Annotated in this window: 18 protein-coding genes; 9 read left to right on the top strand and 9 right to left on the bottom strand. The window is 47.6% G+C overall.

The genetic code is table 11. The features are described from left to right. Nucleotides 1–53 precede the first annotated feature (53 nt). A complete protein-coding gene (locus HMPREF1535_RS03195; RefSeq protein ID WP_046145274.1) occupies nt 54–2,258 on the bottom strand; it encodes a sodium-translocating pyrophosphatase in 2,205 nt (734 codons plus the stop codon). Between the two features lie 160 nt (nt 2,259–2,418). On the opposite strand from HMPREF1535_RS03195, the gene HMPREF1535_RS03190 reads away from it, so the two are divergent. The 3 genes from HMPREF1535_RS03190 (at nt 2,419) to HMPREF1535_RS03180 (ending at nt 6,108) form a co-directional block, all read left to right on the top strand. Continuing rightward, nucleotides 2,419–3,258 (top strand): patatin-like phospholipase family protein, encoded by an 840-nt coding sequence (locus HMPREF1535_RS03190; protein WP_007654675.1) that lies wholly within the window; start codon nt 2,419–2,421, stop codon nt 3,256–3,258. A gap of 59 nt (nt 3,259–3,317) precedes the next feature. Further along, nucleotides 3,318–5,012 carry an alpha-amylase family glycosyl hydrolase gene (locus HMPREF1535_RS03185; protein WP_046145273.1) on the top strand — a complete coding sequence of 565 codons (1,695 nt, stop codon included), beginning with the start codon at nt 3,318–3,320 and terminating at the stop codon, nt 5,010–5,012. Between the two features lie 154 nt (nt 5,013–5,166). Continuing rightward, nucleotides 5,167–6,108, top strand: a complete 942-nt coding sequence (locus tag HMPREF1535_RS03180; RefSeq protein WP_046145272.1) for a ribose-phosphate pyrophosphokinase — start codon at nt 5,167–5,169, stop codon at nt 6,106–6,108. An 83-nt stretch (nt 6,109–6,191) separates the two neighbouring features. On the opposite strand, the gene HMPREF1535_RS03175 is transcribed toward HMPREF1535_RS03180, so the two are convergent. The 7 genes from HMPREF1535_RS03175 to mnmA all read right to left on the bottom strand — a co-directional run bounded on the left by HMPREF1535_RS03175 (nt 6,192) and on the right by mnmA (nt 11,872). Continuing rightward, entirely contained in the window at nt 6,192–6,479 is a 288-nt protein-coding gene (locus tag HMPREF1535_RS03175) for a winged helix-turn-helix domain-containing protein (RefSeq protein WP_007654669.1), read from the bottom strand. Then, entirely contained in the window at nt 6,464–7,093 is a 630-nt protein-coding gene (locus HMPREF1535_RS03170) for a hypothetical protein (RefSeq protein ID WP_007654668.1), read from the bottom strand. Before HMPREF1535_RS03170 ends, HMPREF1535_RS03175 begins: the two co-directional genes overlap by 16 nt. A gap of 80 nt (nt 7,094–7,173) precedes the next feature. Next, nucleotides 7,174–9,552 (bottom strand): TonB-dependent receptor, encoded by a 2,379-nt coding sequence (locus tag HMPREF1535_RS03165; protein ID WP_046145271.1) that lies wholly within the window; start codon nt 9,550–9,552, stop codon nt 7,174–7,176. 3 nt (nt 9,553–9,555) lie between these two features. Then, a complete protein-coding gene (locus tag HMPREF1535_RS03160) occupies nt 9,556–9,933 on the bottom strand; it encodes a DUF2141 domain-containing protein (protein WP_046145270.1) in 378 nt (125 codons plus the stop codon). Nucleotides 9,934–10,254: 321 nt separating this feature from the next. Next, nucleotides 10,255–10,536 (bottom strand): type II toxin-antitoxin system YafQ family toxin, encoded by a 282-nt coding sequence (locus HMPREF1535_RS03155; RefSeq protein ID WP_046145269.1) that lies wholly within the window; start codon nt 10,534–10,536, stop codon nt 10,255–10,257. After that, on the bottom strand, nt 10,533–10,742 hold the full coding sequence (locus HMPREF1535_RS03150) for a hypothetical protein (protein ID WP_046146378.1): 210 nt from the start codon (nt 10,740–10,742) through the stop codon (nt 10,533–10,535). Before HMPREF1535_RS03150 ends, HMPREF1535_RS03155 begins: the two co-directional genes overlap by 4 nt. Before the next feature lie 53 nt (nt 10,743–10,795). Continuing rightward, entirely contained in the window at nt 10,796–11,872 is a 1,077-nt protein-coding gene (gene mnmA, locus HMPREF1535_RS03145; RefSeq protein WP_007654661.1) for a tRNA 2-thiouridine(34) synthase MnmA, read from the bottom strand. A 138-nt stretch (nt 11,873–12,010) separates the two neighbouring features. Between mnmA and HMPREF1535_RS03140 the strand changes: the two genes are divergently transcribed. The 5 genes from HMPREF1535_RS03140 (at nt 12,011) to HMPREF1535_RS03120 (ending at nt 17,390) form a co-directional block, all read left to right on the top strand. Continuing rightward, on the top strand, nt 12,011–14,068 hold the full coding sequence (locus HMPREF1535_RS03140) for a dipeptidyl-peptidase 3 family protein (protein ID WP_046145268.1): 2,058 nt from the start codon (nt 12,011–12,013) through the stop codon (nt 14,066–14,068). Between the two features lie 4 nt (nt 14,069–14,072). After that, the gene (locus HMPREF1535_RS03135; RefSeq protein WP_046145267.1) at nt 14,073–14,756 is read left to right on the top strand and encodes a DNA alkylation repair protein; all 684 of its coding nucleotides are present in this window, start codon (nt 14,073–14,075) and stop codon (nt 14,754–14,756) included. A 57-nt stretch (nt 14,757–14,813) separates the two neighbouring features. Beyond that, complete coding sequence (locus HMPREF1535_RS03130; protein WP_007654655.1) at nt 14,814–15,287, top strand: Fur family transcriptional regulator; 474 nt, start codon at nt 14,814–14,816, stop codon at nt 15,285–15,287. 20 nt (nt 15,288–15,307) lie between these two features. Next, complete coding sequence (locus HMPREF1535_RS03125; RefSeq protein ID WP_007654654.1) at nt 15,308–16,579, top strand: adenylosuccinate synthase; 1,272 nt, start codon at nt 15,308–15,310, stop codon at nt 16,577–16,579. Between the two features lie 124 nt (nt 16,580–16,703). Further along, nucleotides 16,704–17,390, top strand: coding sequence for a zinc metallopeptidase (locus tag HMPREF1535_RS03120; RefSeq protein WP_046145266.1), 687 nt, complete (start codon nt 16,704–16,706; stop codon nt 17,388–17,390). Nucleotides 17,391–17,570: 180 nt separating this feature from the next. On the opposite strand, the gene HMPREF1535_RS03115 is transcribed toward HMPREF1535_RS03120, so the two are convergent. After that, on the bottom strand, nt 17,571–17,777 hold the full coding sequence (locus HMPREF1535_RS03115; RefSeq protein ID WP_046145265.1) for a DUF6722 family protein: 207 nt from the start codon (nt 17,775–17,777) through the stop codon (nt 17,571–17,573). 172 nt (nt 17,778–17,949) lie between these two features. Between HMPREF1535_RS03115 and hisS the strand changes: the two genes are divergently transcribed. Beyond that, the gene (hisS, locus tag HMPREF1535_RS03110) at nt 17,950–19,305 is read left to right on the top strand and encodes a histidine--tRNA ligase (protein WP_046146377.1); all 1,356 of its coding nucleotides are present in this window, start codon (nt 17,950–17,952) and stop codon (nt 19,303–19,305) included. Nucleotides 19,306–19,438 lie beyond the last annotated feature (133 nt).

Raw genomic sequence — 19,438 nt, 5'->3', positions numbered from 1 at the left:
TACGAACTATTCGTATGAAAGTATTTGATCCCGGTTAGATTATATTAACTGTTTCAGAACAAACTCCATGCTACAGTCAACCCCGCCATCACGATAGCTACCATGCTCATCAGCTTGATCAGGATATTGAGGCTCGGACCGGAAGTGTCTTTGAACGGGTCGCCGACGGTATCGCCGACAACGGTTGCCTTATGGGCTTCGCTGCCTTTGCCGCCGTGGTTGCCTTCTTCAATATGTTTCTTCGCGTTGTCCCAGGCGCCGCCTGCGTTGGCCATGAAGATGGCCAGTACGAAACCTGTGCTTAGTCCGCCGATCAGCAGGCCGATCACGCCGGTCACACCGAATATCAGTCCGGTCACTATCGGGGCGATGATCGCCAGCAATGAAGGAACAACCATCTCATGTTGTGCCCCTTTCGTCGAAATCTCTACGCAACGGGCGTAATCGGGTTCTGCTTTTCCTGTCAGGATACCCGGTATTTCGCGGAACTGGCGGCGTACTTCTTCTACCATATGTCCGGCAGCGCGTCCTACGGCGTTCATCGTCAGTCCGCAGAACATAAAGGCCATCATCGACCCCAGGAACATGCCCGACAGTACTTTCGGATTCATCAGCGTCACATCGTAGTAGATCATAAAGTCGGAGAAAGAAGCCTTCGATACCTCCATCGTACGCCCGTCGGCAAACGACAAGACGTTTTCTCCCAGGCGCAGCAGGCCGATCTTGATCTCTTCTATATAAGACGCCAGCAACGCCAATCCCGTCAGGGCGGCAGAGCCGATGGCAAATCCTTTACCGGTGGCGGCTGTGGTGTTACCCAGCGAGTCGAGGGCGTCGGTACGTTTGCGTACTTCTTTGCCCAGACCAGACATTTCGGCATTTCCTCCGGCATTGTCGGCGATCGGGCCGTAAGCGTCGGTAGCCAGTGTGATACCCAGGGTGGAAAGCATGCCGACGGCAGCGATGCCGATTCCGTAAAGTCCCATTCCTACATTGTTAAAGTCAAATCCCGAGGCAAAGAGGAAAGAGCAGATGATACCTACCACAACAGCCAGCACGGGGATAGCGGTAGAAAGCATTCCCAGTCCTAATCCGGAAATGATAACGGTGGCCGGCCCTGTCAGTCCCGCTTCCGAAACCCGTTTGGTCGGGTTGTAGGATTGTGAGGTGTAATATTCCGTTGCCTGGCCGATCACGATACCTACCAGCAAGCCGATCACTACCGAGCAACTGATCCAGAACCAGTTGTCGAGGCCGAGCAGATAAAGTATCCCGAAGGTGAAAACAGCGATCAGCACCGAACTGAGGTTTGTACCGATAGCCAGCGCCTTCAACAACTGCCGGATATTAGCATCCTCTTTCGTCCTGACGGCAAAAATACCCAGGATAGAGAGGACGATGCCGACAGCCGCGATCAGCATCGGTGCGACTACTGCCTTATATTGCATTTCTATATTGCCGGACGAAACGAAAGCGGCGGCGCCCAGAGCGGCGGTCGCCAGTATCGAACCGCAGTAAGATTCGTACAGGTCGGCACCCATACCGGCTACGTCGCCTACATTGTCACCCACGTTATCGGCGATGGTGGCCGGGTTACGCGGGTCGTCTTCCGGAATGCCGGCTTCCACTTTCCCGACAAGGTCGGCTCCCACATCGGCGGCTTTCGTATAGATTCCACCTCCCACGCGGGCAAAGAGCGCCTGTGTAGAGGCTCCCATGCCGAAGGTTAGCATGGTCGTAGTGATAATGGTCAGTTTATGGGTCGGGTTCAGGGCTTCATCCGGAATGAAAGCGTTCAGCAGGACGTACCAGAAAGAGATGTCGAGCAGTCCGAGGCCGACCACCACCAGTCCCATGACGGCGCCGCTGCGGAAAGCGACCTGCAACCCCTTGTTGAGTGATGAACGGGCGGCATTGGCTGTACGGGCGGAGGCATAAGTCGCCGTCTTCATCCCCAGGAATCCCGCTAGTCCAGAGAAGAAACCGCCGGTCAGGAAGGCGATCGGCACCCATTCGTTCTGCACGCCGAAGCCGTAAGCCATAATGGAAAACAAGATAACCAGCACAAGGAAAACCGAGGCTACTACCTTGTACTGTTGTTTCAGGTACGACATCGCACCTTCACGCACATAAGAAGCGATTTTAGCCATCGTTTCCGTTCCTTCACTCTCTTTCATCATTTGCCGAAAGAAGAACCAGGCAAATACCAGCGCCAGAACCGACGCTACGGGCACAATCCAGAAAATACTAGTTATCATAGTCGTTAGATTTAAAATGAATAACCACCCCTTAGGATCGTTATTTTGTTTCCCGTAAATGTAAGAAAAATAAAAACGTAGAGAAACTTTTTCGTAAATAATACTGTTTCATTCTAAAAAAAACAGCATATTTGTCACCGTAAAAGAGAGAAAACATACAATGACGCAAGAATCGAACCATAAGACCTATAGATTGGGATTGGCCTTAAGCGGCGGAGGCGCGAAAGGTTTTGCACACCTTGGGGTATTCAAATTACTGGAGGAGTGCGGACTGAAGCCGGATATCATCGTTGGGACGAGTGTCGGTGCGTTAATGGGTACTTTGTTTGCCGACGGCTATTCGGCAGACGAGTTGAAAGAACTCTTTACAGGCCGTGAATTTTCCGAATTTGCACAACTCCAGCTTCCCAAGTCCGGCTTGTTCGACAGCAAACGTTTCCGGTATTTCCTGAAACGCCATCTGAGAGCCAAGACATTTGAAGAACTGAAAATCCCTATGATTGTGGTAGCGACCGATCTGGATAACGGCGAAAGCCATGAGTTCGATAGCGGGCCTATCGTGGAGGCGGTGACTGCTTCGTGCAGTATACCGATCATTTTCAGTCCGGTAGTGATTAACGGGGTACATTATGTGGACGGCGGTTTGTTTCATAACTTCCCGGTTTCCATAATCCGCGACAGGTGCGAGCGGGTGATCGGGGTGAATGTCAGCCCGCTGGTTCCCCAGAAATACAAGCAAACGATATTTCATATTGCAGAACGTTCCTATCATTATATGTTCCGGGCCAATACGCTGGAAGATCGTGAGATGTGCGACGTGTTGATTGAAGCGGAAGAATTCGGTATGTATAAGACTTTTGATTTGGAGAATGTGGAACAGATTGCCCGCATCGGTTATGATGCAGCGATCCGCGCATTCGAATTGGTGATACAAGAGAATAAACATGAAACACTGGTGAAAGCGATTATGGCGCGGAAGAACAATATGCTCCTGCCATAGCTTTGTCCGGCGCTTGCCCGGATAACTTTTACCGATAATATTTAAAGTTGATAAAAGCGATGAAACAAATGGATAAAATGATCATTTATCAGGTATTTCCCCGTTGGTTCGGAAATCTGAAGTCTCCGTTGGCAAAGAACGGTAGTGTAAGGGAAAACGGAGTAGGAAAGTTCTCCGCCTTTTCACCGACGGCCCTGGCAAAGATCAAGGAACTGGGTACGACGCATATCTGGTACACCGGAGTGATAGAACATGCTACCCAGACCGATTATTCCGCTTATCAGATACGCAAAGACCATCCGGACGTGGTGAAAGGTAAAGCCGGTTCTCCTTATGCAATAAAAGATTACTACGATATAGACCCCGACCTGGCAGAGAAGGTGCCGAACCGTATGAAGGAGTTCGAGGCGTTGGTGAAACGTACGCACGATGCCGGGATGAAGGTGATCATTGACTTTGTGCCGAACCATGTGGCACGCGAATATTACTCGGATGCCCGCATGTCGTATGTCGAAGATCTGGGGCAGCATGATGATACGACCAAAGGGTTCGACCGCAATAATAACTTCTATTATATTCCGGGATGCCCGTTGCACCTGTCGTTTGCCGAAGCGCACGGGGATTACGATTATAGCGAGTTCCCCGCTAAAGTGACGGGAAATGACTGTTTTAGTCCGTGTCCGGGAAAGAACGACTGGTACGAAACGGTCAAACTGAATTATGGCGTGGATTATGTGAATGGCCGGATCTGTCATTTCAACCCGGTGCCCGGCACCTGGACGAAGATGCTGGATATCCTGCTTTACTGGGCGGATAAAGGCGTTGACGGTTTCCGTTGCGATATGGCGGAGATGGTACCGGTGGAATTTTGGAACTGGGTGATTCCGAAGGTAAAAGAAAAACATGCTGTTGTTTTCATTGCCGAGGTTTATAATCCGGCAGAATACCGTAACTATATTTTCAACGGTCATTTTGACTATTTGTATGATAAGGTAGGACTGTACGATACCGTGCGTGCGGTGATGTGCAATCAGGCTGCGGCCAACACGATCTCTTACTGCTGGCAGAGCCTGGAAGGTATCCAGTCACATATGTTGAACTTCCTGGAAAACCATGACGAGCAGCGTATCGCCTCTTATTTCTTTGCCGGCGATCACCGTCCGGGTATCCCCGGCATGATTGTTTCGGCCATGATGAATACGAACCCGGTCATGATCTACAGCGGTCAGGAGTTGGGCGAGCCGGGTATGGACGAGGAAGGTTTCAGCGGACGCGACGGGCGTACGACGATATTCGATTACTGGAGCGTGGAGAGCCTGCGCAAATGGATCAACGACTGGAAGTTCGATGGCGCCGGTTTGACGCACGAGCAGCGTGAATTGCGTGAGAAGTATGCCCGGATACTGAACGTGGCGAAATCGGAGCAGGCCATTACTCAGGGGGCTTTCTTCGACCTGATGTATGCCAACTCGCGGAATCCGTATTTCAATTCGAATAGCCAGTATGCCTTTATGCGCAAATACCGTAACGAGGTCGTACTGATTGTCGTGAATTTCGATAAAAGCGAACAGACGGTGCGGGTAAAGATTCCTTCCGACGCATTTCTTACACTGGGTTTTGACGATAACAAGGCCGCTACGCTGACGGATTTGTTGACGGGAGAGACCAGTATCAGTACGCTGACGGCGGCGTGGCCGTATCAGCTGGTTTTGCCGGCTTATTCGGGTAAGGTTCTGAAGTTTACGTATAAGTGATGAGTCTTTCATTTCGTTAGAAAAAGTAACAGGGGCGGGGTTGACTCGCCCTTATTGTTGAAAGTTTTCCGAAGATAAAGGGATAATTGCAAATAAGTTTTGTACTTTTGCAGCACAATTCAAATCTATTTACTTAAGATAAATATTCGGAATAATGAGTGCACAAACTCCTTTCTTGGTGTTTTCGGGAACCAACTCCCGGTATCTTGCAGAGAAAATTTGCAATAGTCTTGGTTGTCCTCTGGGGCAGATGAACATTCAACATTTTGCTGACGGTGAATTTTCAGTATCTTATGAAGAGTCTATCCGTGGTCGTGACGTGTTCCTTGTTCAATCAACATTTCCTAACTCGGACAATCTGATGGAGTTGCTCCTGATGATTGATGCGGCTAAACGTGCTTCTGCACATTCTGTAATTGCTGTTGTTCCTTATTTCGGTTGGGCCCGTCAGGACAGAAAGGATAAACCCCGTGTGTCTATCGGTGCAAAATTGATCGCAGATATGTTGAGCACTGCCGGTATCGACCGTCTGATTACAATGGATTTACATGCAGACCAGATCCAGGGATTCTTCAATGTTCCTGTCGACCACCTGTATGCTTCTTCTATCTTCCTGGATTATATCAAGGGAGAACTGCCTTTGGATAACTTGTGTATCGCTACTCCTGACGTAGGGGGTACGAAACGTGCCAGCAGCTATTCCAAATACCTGGGATTGCCGATGGTTATCTGCCACAAATCACGCCTGCGTGCCAATGAGGTAGCTGAAATGCGTATCATCGGTGATGTGGAAGGCTTGGACGTTCTTTTGGTGGATGATATGGTGGATACAGCCGGTACAATCACTAAAGCCGCTAACCTGATGATGGAAAACGGCGCCAAGTCTGTACGTGCAATCGCCAGCCACGCTGTCATGTCTGACCCGGCTTCTACCCGTGTAGACCAGTCTTCATTGACGGAAATGATCTTTACCGATTCTATTCCTTACGCAAAGAAATGCGAGAAAGTAAAAGTATTATCTGTTGCCGATATGTTTGCTGAAGCAATCCGCCGTGTTTGCAGTGGCGAATCTATCAGTTCTTTATACGCTATTTAATTAGCAGGGATTAATGATATAAAAAGGCTGCCGTCGGATTGATGGCAGCCTTTTTTATTGGTATGCGGTGGCTGGCGGAGGGATTAACTTCCTCCGATATAGTCTTTCAGGGCATTTACGTAATTCTCGAATGCCTGTCGTCCTACGGGTGTTATCCGGCAGGTGGTACGGGGTTTCTTTCCGACAAAGCTCTTTTCGACTTCTATGTAGCCGGCTTCGCTCAGTTTGTCTATCTGTACACTCAGGTTTCCCGCTGTCGCCTGCGTCTTTTCCCGCAGATAGACGAATTCAGCCTCCTCGACCGAAAGGAGGATGGATATCACGGCGAGCCGCAATTGTGAATGAAGTAACGGATCTAATTCTTTAAACATTGCTTCCTGGCTTTATTATTGACGATATGTCCGGGTATGATCATCATAAACACGAACGATAAACCGAAGTAAAGATACCACAAAGTTGTCGCTTTTTCACCCATCAGCAGCATGGTTAGCATATAAATCGCTATGACGAAGGCAACCAAAGGGGTATAAATCATCCAGCGCCCCTGTACGATAATACCGGTGATAGATACTCCCAATCCGCAGTATATCAGGGATAACGGCAGCATAAGGATAAAGTCGACGTATCTGCCGAAAATGAACTCAATGGTGCCAGTTGTCAGGAAAGTGATGACAAACATCCAGCCCATTACCTGCCAGACCTGCATGATTACTTTGTCGGTATAGGTGATGACCCTCGGGGGCTGCTGCCTTTGCCGGTAAGACATGACGGGCCACATGACGAACATCAGCATCCATCCCCAGCTCCATATCATGTTGTGGGTAAGAGCGATCAGTGTAAACAGAATGATCGACAGGGCAGTTGTGAAATAACCCCACACCAGGAGGTAATTCCCCTGGCCGATCTCCATATTCTTTTTGCTGGAGTTTATCATCTGTGTGATGAGTTCCAGGCTTTCTTTCTCGTTTAAAAGTCTTTCTTCCATGATTTTATTTGTTTTTATATTGTTCGTACTATGTTTGTTCAAAGATAATGTCATTGTTTTTAACAGTCAATCATTCCGGTCTATTTTTCGTTCAACCGGTTTCTTTCAGAGTTTACGCCCCGTTCGATTGTCGGCTTCTTTACTTTCCTGCCGCTGTTGAAGCTCCAGGTCAGTGTCGCTTTGAAGGTACGTCCGAGGTGTCCGCTTTCGAAGTGGCTTTGTGACGTGTAGGCTTCGATATGGCTGGCAAAGTCATTATAGCGGTTGAAGATATTATCGGCCGAAACAGTTATCAGAAAGCGGTTGCCGGCCAGCTTCTTCCGGGCAAACAGGCTGACGATGTGCCGGGGAGCCACTTCGCTGTTTCCTGAATACAGGCGGCTGGTTCCGCAGTATTGTCCTTCGAACGTGATGTCTTTCGGCAGCGTGAAGGTCACGGTCACGTTTGCGAATGCCAGGTAATGGTGGGCAAATGCGGCTTTCTCCGTCATACGGATATCCTGGCGTACACCGACGAAATTGGCTGCCAGGTTAAGCCATGGGACGGGTTGCACGGGGATACTGGCGGCAACGAACCAATGGTTTTCGACGTCATGGTTCTCGTAGGTGATATACGAAACGTCCGGGTTGACGGCATCTACCTTGCAGAATTCGCGGATCAGGTTGCGGTGCAGGCTACCTCCGATTGTCAGCGTGTAATGGTAATTATAGACAAGGGTCGTGCTGAAACGGTGGATATAGGTCGGTTTCAGGTAGGGATTGCCTATGTTGTAGCTGTAATCGGAGGTCTGGAGCCGGTTCGGGTTGAGCGTATAGAAGGCCGGGCGTTCGATGTTGCGTGTGTATTGTCCGACCAGCATCCAGGTCTTCAGGTTGTTGAAGGCATAGGTGGCGCTCAGGCTCGGGAACAGGTCGAAGTAATCCCGTTTAATCCGGTCGCTCTCGTTCGCGGTCCGGGTATATTCGCCCCGCAGCCCGGCGATGAACGCCCAACGATTGATTTCTGTTGAAAAGGATGCGTATACTCCCATGATGTTTTCCTTGTATTTGAGTGCGTAGCCGTAAGCCGGACTGATACTCCATTGTTGGTCGGCCGAGAGACCTTCGTAGCAGGAATTATCGTCCATGAATGTATGTGTGTACTTCAGGCCGGTGTTCAGCGATATTCCTTTTCGGAAGTATTTATTCATTGAAATATCGGTGGTGACGATCTTGTAGGTCGCATCGCTGTTACTTCGGTATGTACTGTCTGTATCCCGGCCTGCTGCCTTTTGTACGACATAGTAGTTGTTTTTCCCTGTCGACTTTTTGTCAGCATAATCGACAATCCATTTGAGCAGGGAGCCTTTGTCGTCGAGTTTATGCAGGTAGTTGGCGGTAGCGGATAAAGTGTTGTAATCATCCTTCTGGTTATAATCGCCGGTGCTGTTTATTAGCCATTCCTGCTTGGTCAGTTCCGTTTCGCTGTAAGAGTTGCCCTTAGACAGCTGTCCGACATATTCTATCTCCGCTCCGATGCTGTTGACGGTATCGATTTCGAAGATGGCTCCGATGCGTCCCGTACCATAGTCCGATCGTGTGTCGAACCTGGAGAGGCTGGAAAAGCGGTTGTCGTTGTCCGGATATTGCCTGACGGATGTCATCATGCTCTCATTCTTCGGTGTGAAATAGCTGGAGGCGGCAGCGTTTACGGTCCATTTCCCGAGGCGTGCATTGAGTGTTCCGGAAGGTATGTAACGGGTAAGGGTAGAAGATAAGGCGGCCCCGGCTGTGACACTCCCCTGGATACCGTTCGTTTGCCGCCGACGGAGTGAGATTAGGATGATTCCGCCCCGTGAGCTGGCTTCATATTCTGCTCCGGCTATCGGGATGACTTCTATTCGCCTGATATCTTCCGATTTCAGCGAACGAAGGTAGGTGAGAAGTTCTTCGCCGGTAAGTTTTATTTCGCGGTTATCGACGAATACCTTTGTGCTCTGTGCTCCGTTGATGGAGATATTATCTTCTGCCAGCCATACGCCGGGAGCCTGCGACAATAACTCGGTTCCGTCTTTCCCGGTGGAAGGGGAGACGGACAGGACGAAACGGTCTGTCTTGCGTTCGATATTTTTAGCCTGTACCACAACCTCTTTCAAGGCATAGGAAGATGCCTTCAACGAAAGGGTGTCGTGTATGGATGCGGCCAGCAATAATTCTTTTTGCAGCGGCTCATATCCGATACACCGGACGATTACTTTATATGTTCCTGCTTTTGCTTCCATAGTGAAATTGCCCTTGTTGTCGGTTGTCGTACCTGCTTTTTGAATCTCATCCTGCAAGAGGACGATTGTCGCGTATTCAACTCCGTTTCCCTGCCCGTCGGTAATGTGGCCGGAGTAAATCTCTGCCGTTATCGGTTTCCGGGCCATAGCCGGAAAGCCGGTAGCAAAGATGAGTGTAAAGAATAACAGCCATTTCATGTCTTACTCGTTTGCCGGGTAATATAATTTCAGTTTGACCGTCTCTTCTTCCTGTTGCGTTTTACACTTTTTCATGGCATATCCTTCAGCCGGCTTTTTGTCTTCGGTGAAGTCCATTTGGTAATTGCCGTTTTCGTCATGGAAGACTGAGATATCGAACTGTTCCCATTCGACGTTTTCAAGCGTGATAGTTGCTTCTCCTTTCTCCGGTTTGGCCATGCCGTATACCGGTTTTGTCTCTTTGCCTGATTGAGCCATGACGAGGATTGTTCCGTTTTCTCGGCGTATGTTACTCACTTTGACGATGATTGTCCGTGCTTCGGCAAGATTGCAAGTAAAGAATATTGCCAGAATAAATAGTATGATTCGTTTCGTTTCCATGTTTTGTTTACTTTAAAAGTGAATGTAAATAAGTTTATAATATCAACCATATATGGATTAAAAAAGTGCAAGGAGCTGCGCATGTCTCACCTGCACGCTGCAAATATAAAATGGTTTATGTTGTAAACCAAATTAAAGGCGAAAAAAATGAAACAATAGGGTGAAATAGTTGAAATAAAGGCGGTATACCGGGAAAATGGTTGCGGCAATTGTAAGAAATAGCTGCCGCAGTGGTAAAAAACAGGTGCTGCAATTATATAAAACGACTGCGGCAACCATTCGAGATAGCTGCCGCAGTTATTCTAATTTTAAATTTTTCTATTAAAACAGATCGGCATGAGTGCCGGTATCTGTAAACAGAAGCATAAGTTCCGTATCATTTTGATCCCAAACCAGTAACCAGTCGGATTGAATATGACATTCCCATAGGCCTTCGTATTTGCCGCTTAATTTATGCGGGTGGTATTCGGGTGGGAGGGTACCGGTTGTTTCAAGGAGTTTAGAGACTTTTTCAAATAAAGAAATATTGTATCCTCTTTTCTTACAGAGTTTCAAATCTTTCTTGAACTTACCCGTATAATTGAGTGTATATTTCTTATTCATCCGAAGATTTGTTTCATCATATCTTCTGTGCTTTCAGCATGATATACTCTTCCGGCCTTCACATCTTCCAATGCTTCATTCAGTCCGCATTTCTTTTCTTTGCGGACTTTGATGCTTCCTCCCATACTTTTAACCAGTGAGCGTATGGCGGATGCGTATTTTTCGGGAATGGATATCTCGAATGTTTTTAATGTTGTTGCTTCCATAGTCGTATATATTATAGTCTGATACAAAGATACATATAATTATTGACAAAGACTTATTTTTCTTCGTCAATAATCATGCCGCTACCCAGGCAGAGATGATGATCCTTGTCGTAGACAACACCGTACTGGCCGGGAGCGATACCCTGTATTTTGTTTTCCGATTCGATACGGTAAAGGTCACCGATACGGCGGATGCGTCCCGGTGTGAAATCGGGGGTATGGCGTATCTTGAAGGTGATTTCTTTTTCATCGGTAAATTCTCCCCACGGATCTTCGGTGATGAAGTCGAAACCATGCAGGTTGATTGTCTTCCCGTATTGCGTTTCCGGGTCGTAGCCGTTGGAGACGTAGATGATGTTGCGCTTGATATCCTTCTTGATGACGAACCACGGACCGCCGCTCAGGCCCAGTCCTTTCCGCTGGCCGATGGTATGGAACCAATAGCCGTTGTGCTTGCCCAGTACTTTGCCCGTTTCCAGTTCGACGATTTTTCCGACACGTTTGCCCAGGTAACGCTCGATGAAGTCGTTGTAATTGATTTTACCGAGGAAGCAGATACCCTGGCTGTCCTTGCGCATGGCGCTGGGGAGCTTTTGTTCGGCAGCGATGGCACGGACTTCCGCTTTCATCAGGTGGCCGATCGGGAACATCAGCTTCTGGATTTGCAGGCGCGTGATTTGTCCCAGGAAATCGGTCTGGTCCTTCACCGGGTCTTTGGCGGTGGAGAGCCATACTTTTCCGTCTATCTCGGTCGTTGTGGCATAATGGCCGGTGGCGATTTTATCGAAGTCTTTCCCCCATTTCTCTTCAAAGCAGCCGAACTTGATGAATTTGTTGCACATCATGTCCGGGTTGGGGGTGAGGCCGCGCTTCACCGAGTCGATCGTGTAGCTGACCACCTTGTCCCAGTATTCGTCATGCAGGGATACCACTTCCATGCGACAACCGTATTTGCGTGCTATGTAAGATGTAATTTCTATATCCTCTTCGGCGGGGCAGTCGATATATCCGTCTTTATCTTCCATACCGATACGGATATAGAAGATGGTAGGATCATATCCCGCCTCCTTCAACTGATGGACAACTACGGAGCTGTCCACACCTCCTGATACTAATGCTGCTATTTCCATTTTTTAATAAATATATCGGTTGCAAAGGTACAAAATATTAGGGTGATATTCCTATGGCTTCGATTTATTCGTTACCTTTGCGGGAGAGCCTTTCGTTGTAATACTTCAGAAAAAAACAAAAGAATTAGTATAAATAAAATGAGAAATACAATTGTATCGCTTATGACAGCAGTGGCATTAACCGCCTGTGCAGGCCCGAAAGAAAAGAATGTTCAGGCGCCGCAGGAGGATTTTAATTATGTGGTAGACCAGTTCGCAGACCTTCAGATACTTCGGTATCAGGTTCCGGGATTCGAGTCTCTTTCGTTGAAACAAAAACAGTTATTATATCATCTGTCGCAGGCTGCGCTGATGGGACGCGACATATTCTTTGACCAGAATTGTCGTTATAACCTGCCGGTTCGCCGCGCATTGGAAACGATTTACAAGGAATATAAAGGAAATCGCGAGGATGAGCAGTTCAAGGCCCTGGAGACGTACCTGAAACGGGTATGGTTCTCAAGCGGCATCCATCACCATTATGCAGAGGATAAGTTTGTTCCCGGCTTTACCCCCGAATTCTTTCAGAGCTGCCTGGAGCAGGTGAATGTCTCTGAACTTCCTTTGCGTGAAGGACAGACTCTGGAGCAGTTTGTTGCAGAAATCTCTCCGGTAATCTTTGATCCGGCTGTATTGGCAAAACGTACTGTGCAGAGCGGCGACCGGGATCTGATCCTGGCATCTGCCAATAACTACTATGGCGGCGGTATTACCCAAAAAGAGGTGGAAGAGTATTATGCCGCTATGAAAGCGGGTAAAGATACCATCACCCCGATCTCTTACGGACTCAATAGCCGACTGGTGAAGGAGAACGGAAAGATTGTCGAGAAGGTATGGAAAGTAGGAGGCCTTTATTCGGCAGCGATCGAACAGATTGCAGGCGAATTGCAAAAGGCCGTTCCTTTTGCCGAAAACGATACGCAGAAAGCAATTATCGAAAAACTGATTGAATACTATCAGACCGGTGACTTGAAGACATTCGATGCCTACTCCATCCTTTGGGTAGAGGATACGACTTCGGATGTGGATTTCGTGAACGGTTTTATCGAAACTTACGGCGATCCGCTGGGTATGAAAGCCAGCTGGGAGTCGACCGTAAACTTTATCAATAAGGAAGCGACCAAGCGCACGAAGATTATCAGCGATAATGCGCAATGGTTTGAAGATCATTCTCCGGTCGACAAACGCTTCAAGAAGGAAAAGGTAAAAGGGGTGAGTGCCAAAGTGATCACCGTATCCATGTTGGGAGGCGATTGTTATCCGGCAACGCCGATCGGCATCAATCTGCCGAATGCAGATTGGATTCGCCGCGACCACGGCTCAAAGTCCGTTACGATTGAGAATATAACCGAGGCTTACGACAAGGCGTCGCAGGGCAATGGCTTTAATGAAGAATTTATCTGGAGTGATGCGGAGCGTGAAGCCCTTGCAAAATACGGCTTCCTGACTGACAATCTGCATACCGACCTGCATGAATGCCTGGGACATGGTTCCGGCAAACTTCTGCCCGATACCGAATCGGGCGCACTGAAAGCCTATGATTCCACTTTGGAAGAAGCACGTGCCGACCTCTTCGGCCTTTATTACCTGGCCGACCCGAAGCTGGTTGAATTAGGTCTGGTTCCGGATGGTGAAGCCTATAAGGCCGAGTATTATAAGTATATCATGAATGGCCTGATGACACAGCTTGTCCGTATCGAAGCCGGCAAAGATGTAGAAGAAGCTCACATGCGTAACCGTCAGTTGATCGCCCAATGGGCCTATAAGAACGGTAAAGCCGATAACGTTATCGAATATAAGAAGCGTGACGGCAAGACATATGTCGTTGTAAACGATTATGCCAAACTCCGCAACTTGTTCGGCACCTTATTGGCAGAAGTGCAGCGCATCAAGAGCGAAGGCGATTTCGCCGCCGGAAAGAAACTGGTGGAAGACTACGGTGTGAAAGTAGACCAGACCTTGCACGACGAAGTGCTTGCCCGCTATGCCAAACTGAACCTGGCTCCATACAAAGGTTTTGTGAACCCGGTGATGAAAGAGGTAAGGAACGACAAAGGCGAAGTGACCGACATCGTTCTCGATTATACCGAAGGATACGCAGACCAGATGCTTCGGTACAGCCAAGATTATTCATTCCTGCCATCTTATAACGATTAAAGATATGTTACAGGACGAACTAAAAGAAATACGTACCCAGCTGCGCATGGCGATGAACGGTATCATAGCCACCAGCATGCGCGAAAAGGGCATCGACTATAAGCTGAACTTCGGTGTCCCTCTGCCTGAGATAAAGCAGATAGCCGCCCGGCACGAACCCGGTTCGGAGCTGGCAGCCGCTTTGTGGAAAGAGGATATCCGCGAGTTTAAGATACTGGCATCCCTGTTGCAGCCTGTGGATGATTTTCCTTTTAAACAGGCGGAACAGTGGGTGAAAGAAATACCCTATCTGGAAATAGCGGAACAATGCAGCCGTAATCTGTTCTGCAAATTGCCGTATGTCGATAACCTTCTGCTCGGATTGATTTTTAATGTGGAAGACGAATATGCCCGTACGGTGGCTTACCTTATCTGGATGGAACTGTTCAGGGTAGGGAAGACGGTGGTTGCGCCGGTGAGAGCCGCATTCATTGTGGAATGTATGCGGACGATTGCCTGGCCCGACTTCGGCGCTTCCTGGAAAGAGAAGCAGGCAGCGATAAAAGCAATGAAATTTTACGGTCGCCAGTCGGCCGATCATGCGAAACAAATGTTGAGTGGTTTCGATGACTTTCCGGAGTTTATGAAGACACCGGAAGGGCAGGAAATCTATAATGATTTAAAATTTGAATTTGAATATTATAGCTAAGGCTTTGCGTTTAAAATAAATGCGCTAACTTTGTCGGTCGCGTAGAGTCGCAACGAAATGGATGAGAAGAAGTACATAGAGATGAAGCAGTCGTTTACGGAGTATCTGACTGAGAAAAAACTACGAAAGACGGAGGAAAGATATGCGATCTTTGAATGTATCTGTCGCTTCGCCGGTCATTTCGATATGTACTCCCTTCAGGAAAAGCTGGAAGAGGCGAATTTCCATGTGAGTAGGGCAACGCTTTACAACACGTTGGATGTGCTGGAAGACGGCGGCCTGATCGTGCGGCATCAACTCAACGCCCAGTCGGTTCAGTACGAACTGCGGGCATTGGCAGAAACGCACCTGCACCTGGTTTGCATGAAGTGCGGGGCCATTCGGGAAATGAAAGACAGCGTGCTGAAAAAGGAGGTCAACAATCTGAAGATATCCCGTTTCACACAGGAATTTCATGCGCTGTATATCTACGGGATATGCAGTAAATGCAAGTTCAAGCTTCAGCAGAAGAATAGTAAAAAAGAATATTAACAGCCTATTATAAAGATAAAATGAAAGTAGATGTTTTATTAGGATTGCAATGGGGTGACGAAGGCAAAGGAAAAGTTGTCGACGTGCTGACTCCTAACTACGATGTGATCACTCGTTTTCAAGGAGGTCCCAATGCAGGACACACACTGGAATTTAACGGAGAAAAGTATATCCTGCGTTCTATTCCGTCAGGTATTTTCCAGGGTGGAAAAGTGAATGTTATCGGTAATGGAGTCGTTCTCGACCCGTTATTGTTCAAACAGGAAGCCGAAGCGCTTGCTGCCAGTGGTCACGACCTGACCAAACAACTTTGTATTTCCAAGAAGGCACACCTGATCCTGCCTACCCACCGTATGCTGGATGCTGCCTACGAAGCTGCCAAAGGTTCCGGAAAGATCGGTACGACAGGTAAAGGTATCGGCCCGACATATACAGACAAGATCAGCCGTAACGGTCTCCGCGTAGGTGACTTGCTGCACAACTTCGATGAAAAATATGCTGCCGCCAAGGCACGCCACGAAGCAATCCTGAAATCACTGAACTATTCGTATGATATCAAGGAACTCGAAGCCCAGTGGTTTGAAGCATTGGAATACTTGAAGCAATTCAACCTGATCGACAGCGAACATGTGGTAAACAACTTCCTGAAAGACGGTAAGTCTGTCCTGGCGGAAGGTGCACAGGGCACTATGCTGGACATCGACTTCGGTTCTTATCCGTTCGTGACATCTTCCAACACGATCTGTGCCGGATGCTGTACGGGACTGGGTGTCTCTCCGCGTAATATCGGTGAGGTATACGGTATCTTCAAGGCATATTGTACACGTGTCGGTAGCGGTCCGTTCCCGACAGAGTTGTTCGATGAAACAGGCGATCAGCTTTGTACGTTAGGACATGAGTTCGGCTCTGTAACAGGACGTAAACGTCGTTGCGGCTGGATCGACCTGGTTGCCTTGAAATATGCTGTTATGATCAATGGTGTAAGCCAGCTGATCATGATGAAGAGTGACGTGCTCGACAGCTTCGAGACAATTAAGGCTTGCGTAGCCTACAAGATCAATGGCGAAGAAGTGACGGAATTCCCGTTCGAGATCGACGATACGATCGAACCTGTATACGTTGAACTGCCGGGTTGGAAGACTGACATGACAAAGATGCAGAGCGAAGACGAATTCCCCGAAGAGTTTAACGCATATCTTTCATTCCTTGAAGAAGAGCTGGGAGTACCTGTTAAAATCGTATCGGTAGGACCTGACCGCGAACAGACAATCATCCGGTATACAGAAGAATAAACCTCACATACTAATACAAAATGGCAGAAGACCACCTCTAATCAGGCTAATCTTCTGCCATTTTTGTTTTTGGCAGACTTTTTGTAAGAGATATCTTGTATAACAATTAATTATTTGGAACATTATGAGCATGTATTGGATCATATTTATTGGTTTTGCCTTGTTAAGCTGGCTGGTATCTTCCCGACTGAAGAACAAGTTTGAGAAGTATTCTAAGATTCCTATGCCTAACGGTATGACCGGAAAGGATGTGGCTGAAAAGATGTTGCGCGATAACGGCATCTACGACGTGAAGGTGATCTCTACTCCCGGACATTTGACAGACCATTACAATCCTGCCAATCAAACGGTGAATCTGAGCGAATCTGTATATTATAGTAATAGTATCGCTGCCGCTGCTGTAGCCGCCCATGAATGTGGTCACGCAGTACAGCATGCAACGTCTTATGCCCCGCTGAAGATGCGGTCGGCGTTGGTACCGGTGGTTAGCTTTGCTTCGAATATTATGACCTGGGTGTTGCTGGGCGGTATGTTGCTGATCCACCAGTTCCCGCAATTGCTGTTGTTCGGTATCATCCTGTTCGCATCGACAACGTTGTTCAGTTTCATTACGTTGCCGGTCGAAATCAATGCCAGCCAGCGTGCGTTGGCATGGTTGAGCCGTGCCGGGATAACGAATGTTTCTACGCATGGTATGGCCGAAGATGCTTTGCGCTCTGCCGCTTATACTTATGTGGTGGCTGCCTTAGGTTCGCTGGCTACATTATTATATTATATAATGATCTTCCTGGGAGGAAGAAGCCGCGACTAAGCGAGTACCGTATCAGATAAAAAAAGCAGCCCGGGTCGTTTTGAATGACTCGGGCTGCTTTTTATTTCTTATTTTTCTTTTTTGCCTGACGAGATTCTTTCTCGATAAAATAAGACCAGATCAAAGCTCCTGTAAGTAGTATCACTGGAATAGAAAATGCTAAGAGAATATTTGTCATAATTATTCCTCCTTTCGTTTAATGAATAATAAGCCAACGCCAAAGAATAGAGCAATTGAAAAAACTCCTGCTATATAAATAATGATCGTATTATCTCCAAAATCCTTAAATAAGGCTGTGATAATAACGCCTGTTGTTATATACTTGGCTAAATCAATAGCAAAACTACCGATCTCACCATACAACGCTTTCTTCTGTTTCTTTTTCATAATTAAAAGTTTTGTTTATTGTGTTACAAACGTAGTAAAAAGAAACCGATAAAACAATGAACTTAATCAGGAATCTACGAATTTGAAACAAAATACCTACCTTTGCATTCCGAATAATAATTTAATATATAAAAGTCGGTTAGCTCCGACGATAAAGAAGAGCAAACAGTATATGCAGAAGCCGTCTATACCAAAAGGTACCAGAGATTTTTCGCCCGAAGAAATGGCGAAACGTAATTATATATTCAATACGATTCGTGAAGTATATCATCTGTACGGATTTCAGCAAATAGAAACTCCGGCCATGGAGAACCTGTCGACCCTGATGGGCAAGTATGGCGAAGAAGGTGATAAATTACTTTTCAAGATATTAAACTCGGGAGATTGTTTCTCTGGCATTACCGATGAAGAACTGCTGGAACGTAACCCGGTGAGATTCGGCGTGAAAGCCTGTGAGAAAGGATTGCGTTACGACCTGACTGTTCCTTTTGCCCGCTACGTGGTGCAGCACCGCAACGATATAACATTCCCTTTCAAACGTTATCAGATACAACCCGTATGGCGTGCCGACCGTCCGCAGAAAGGACGTTACCGTGAGTTCTACCAGTGCGACGGTGACGTGGTAGGCTCCGATTCGCTGATTAACGAAGTGGAACTGATTCAGATTATGGATGAGGTGTTCCACCGTTTCGGTATCCGCGTTTGCATCAAGATGAACAACCGTAAGATATTGTCGGGTATTGCCGAAATTATCGGTGAAGCGGATAAGATTGTCGACATAACAGTGGCTATCGATAAATTGGATAAGATCGGTCTGGATAATGTAAACGAAGAACTGCGTTCCAAAGGCCTTTCAGAAGATGCGATTGCCCGCTTGCAACCGATCATCATGCTGTCGGGTAGCAATCGTGAAAAACTGGCCGTCCTGAAAGAACAGTTGGCAACTTCCGAAATAGCCGTGAAGGGTATCGAAGAAATGACCTTCATTCTCGACCGTATCGATCAGCTGCCTATGCATTCGGAACTGGAACTCGACCTGACACTGGCCCGCGGTCTGAACTATTACACCGGTGCCATCTTCGAAGTAAAAGCCCTGGATGTCCAGATAGGAAGTATCACCGGTGGCGGACGATATGACAACTTGACCGGCGTATTTGGCATGGATGGCGTTTCGGGTGTCGGTATCTCTTTTGGGGCAGACCGTATCTTCGACGTGCTGAATCAGTTGGACCTGTATCCGGCCGATTCGTTGAAGACAACACAGTTACTGTTTGTCAACTTCGGAGAGAAGGAAGAAAGCTATCTGTTACCAATCATTGCCCAGGTTCGTGCCGCCGGTATCCGTACCGAACTTTTCCCTGAATCAGCCAAGATGAAGAAGCAGATGGGGTATGCCGATACGAAGAAAATCCCGTATGTCGCTATCGTTGGCGAAACGGAGATGAGCGAAGGCAAGATCAACCTGAAGAATATGATTACAGGCGAACAAACACCTGTCACTGTAGAAGAACTGATCGCAAAGTTCTGATATAAATAAGTAGCCTTGTCCCCGTGCTTGACACGGGGCCGCAAAGGTGCTGCCTGAATAAATAGGCATGTGACCTGTTCTTTTGCGATCCCGTGTCAAGCACGGGAACGGGTTTATGCTATCCTTAATATTA

The sequence above is a fragment of the Parabacteroides goldsteinii DSM 19448 = WAL 12034 genome (genome assembly GCF_000969835.1).
GTDB classification, from domain to species: Bacteria; Bacteroidota; Bacteroidia; order Bacteroidales; family Tannerellaceae; genus Parabacteroides; species Parabacteroides goldsteinii.
Note: the sequence above shows the minus strand (reverse complement) of the source record. Positions and strands in the feature narration are given on the sequence as shown.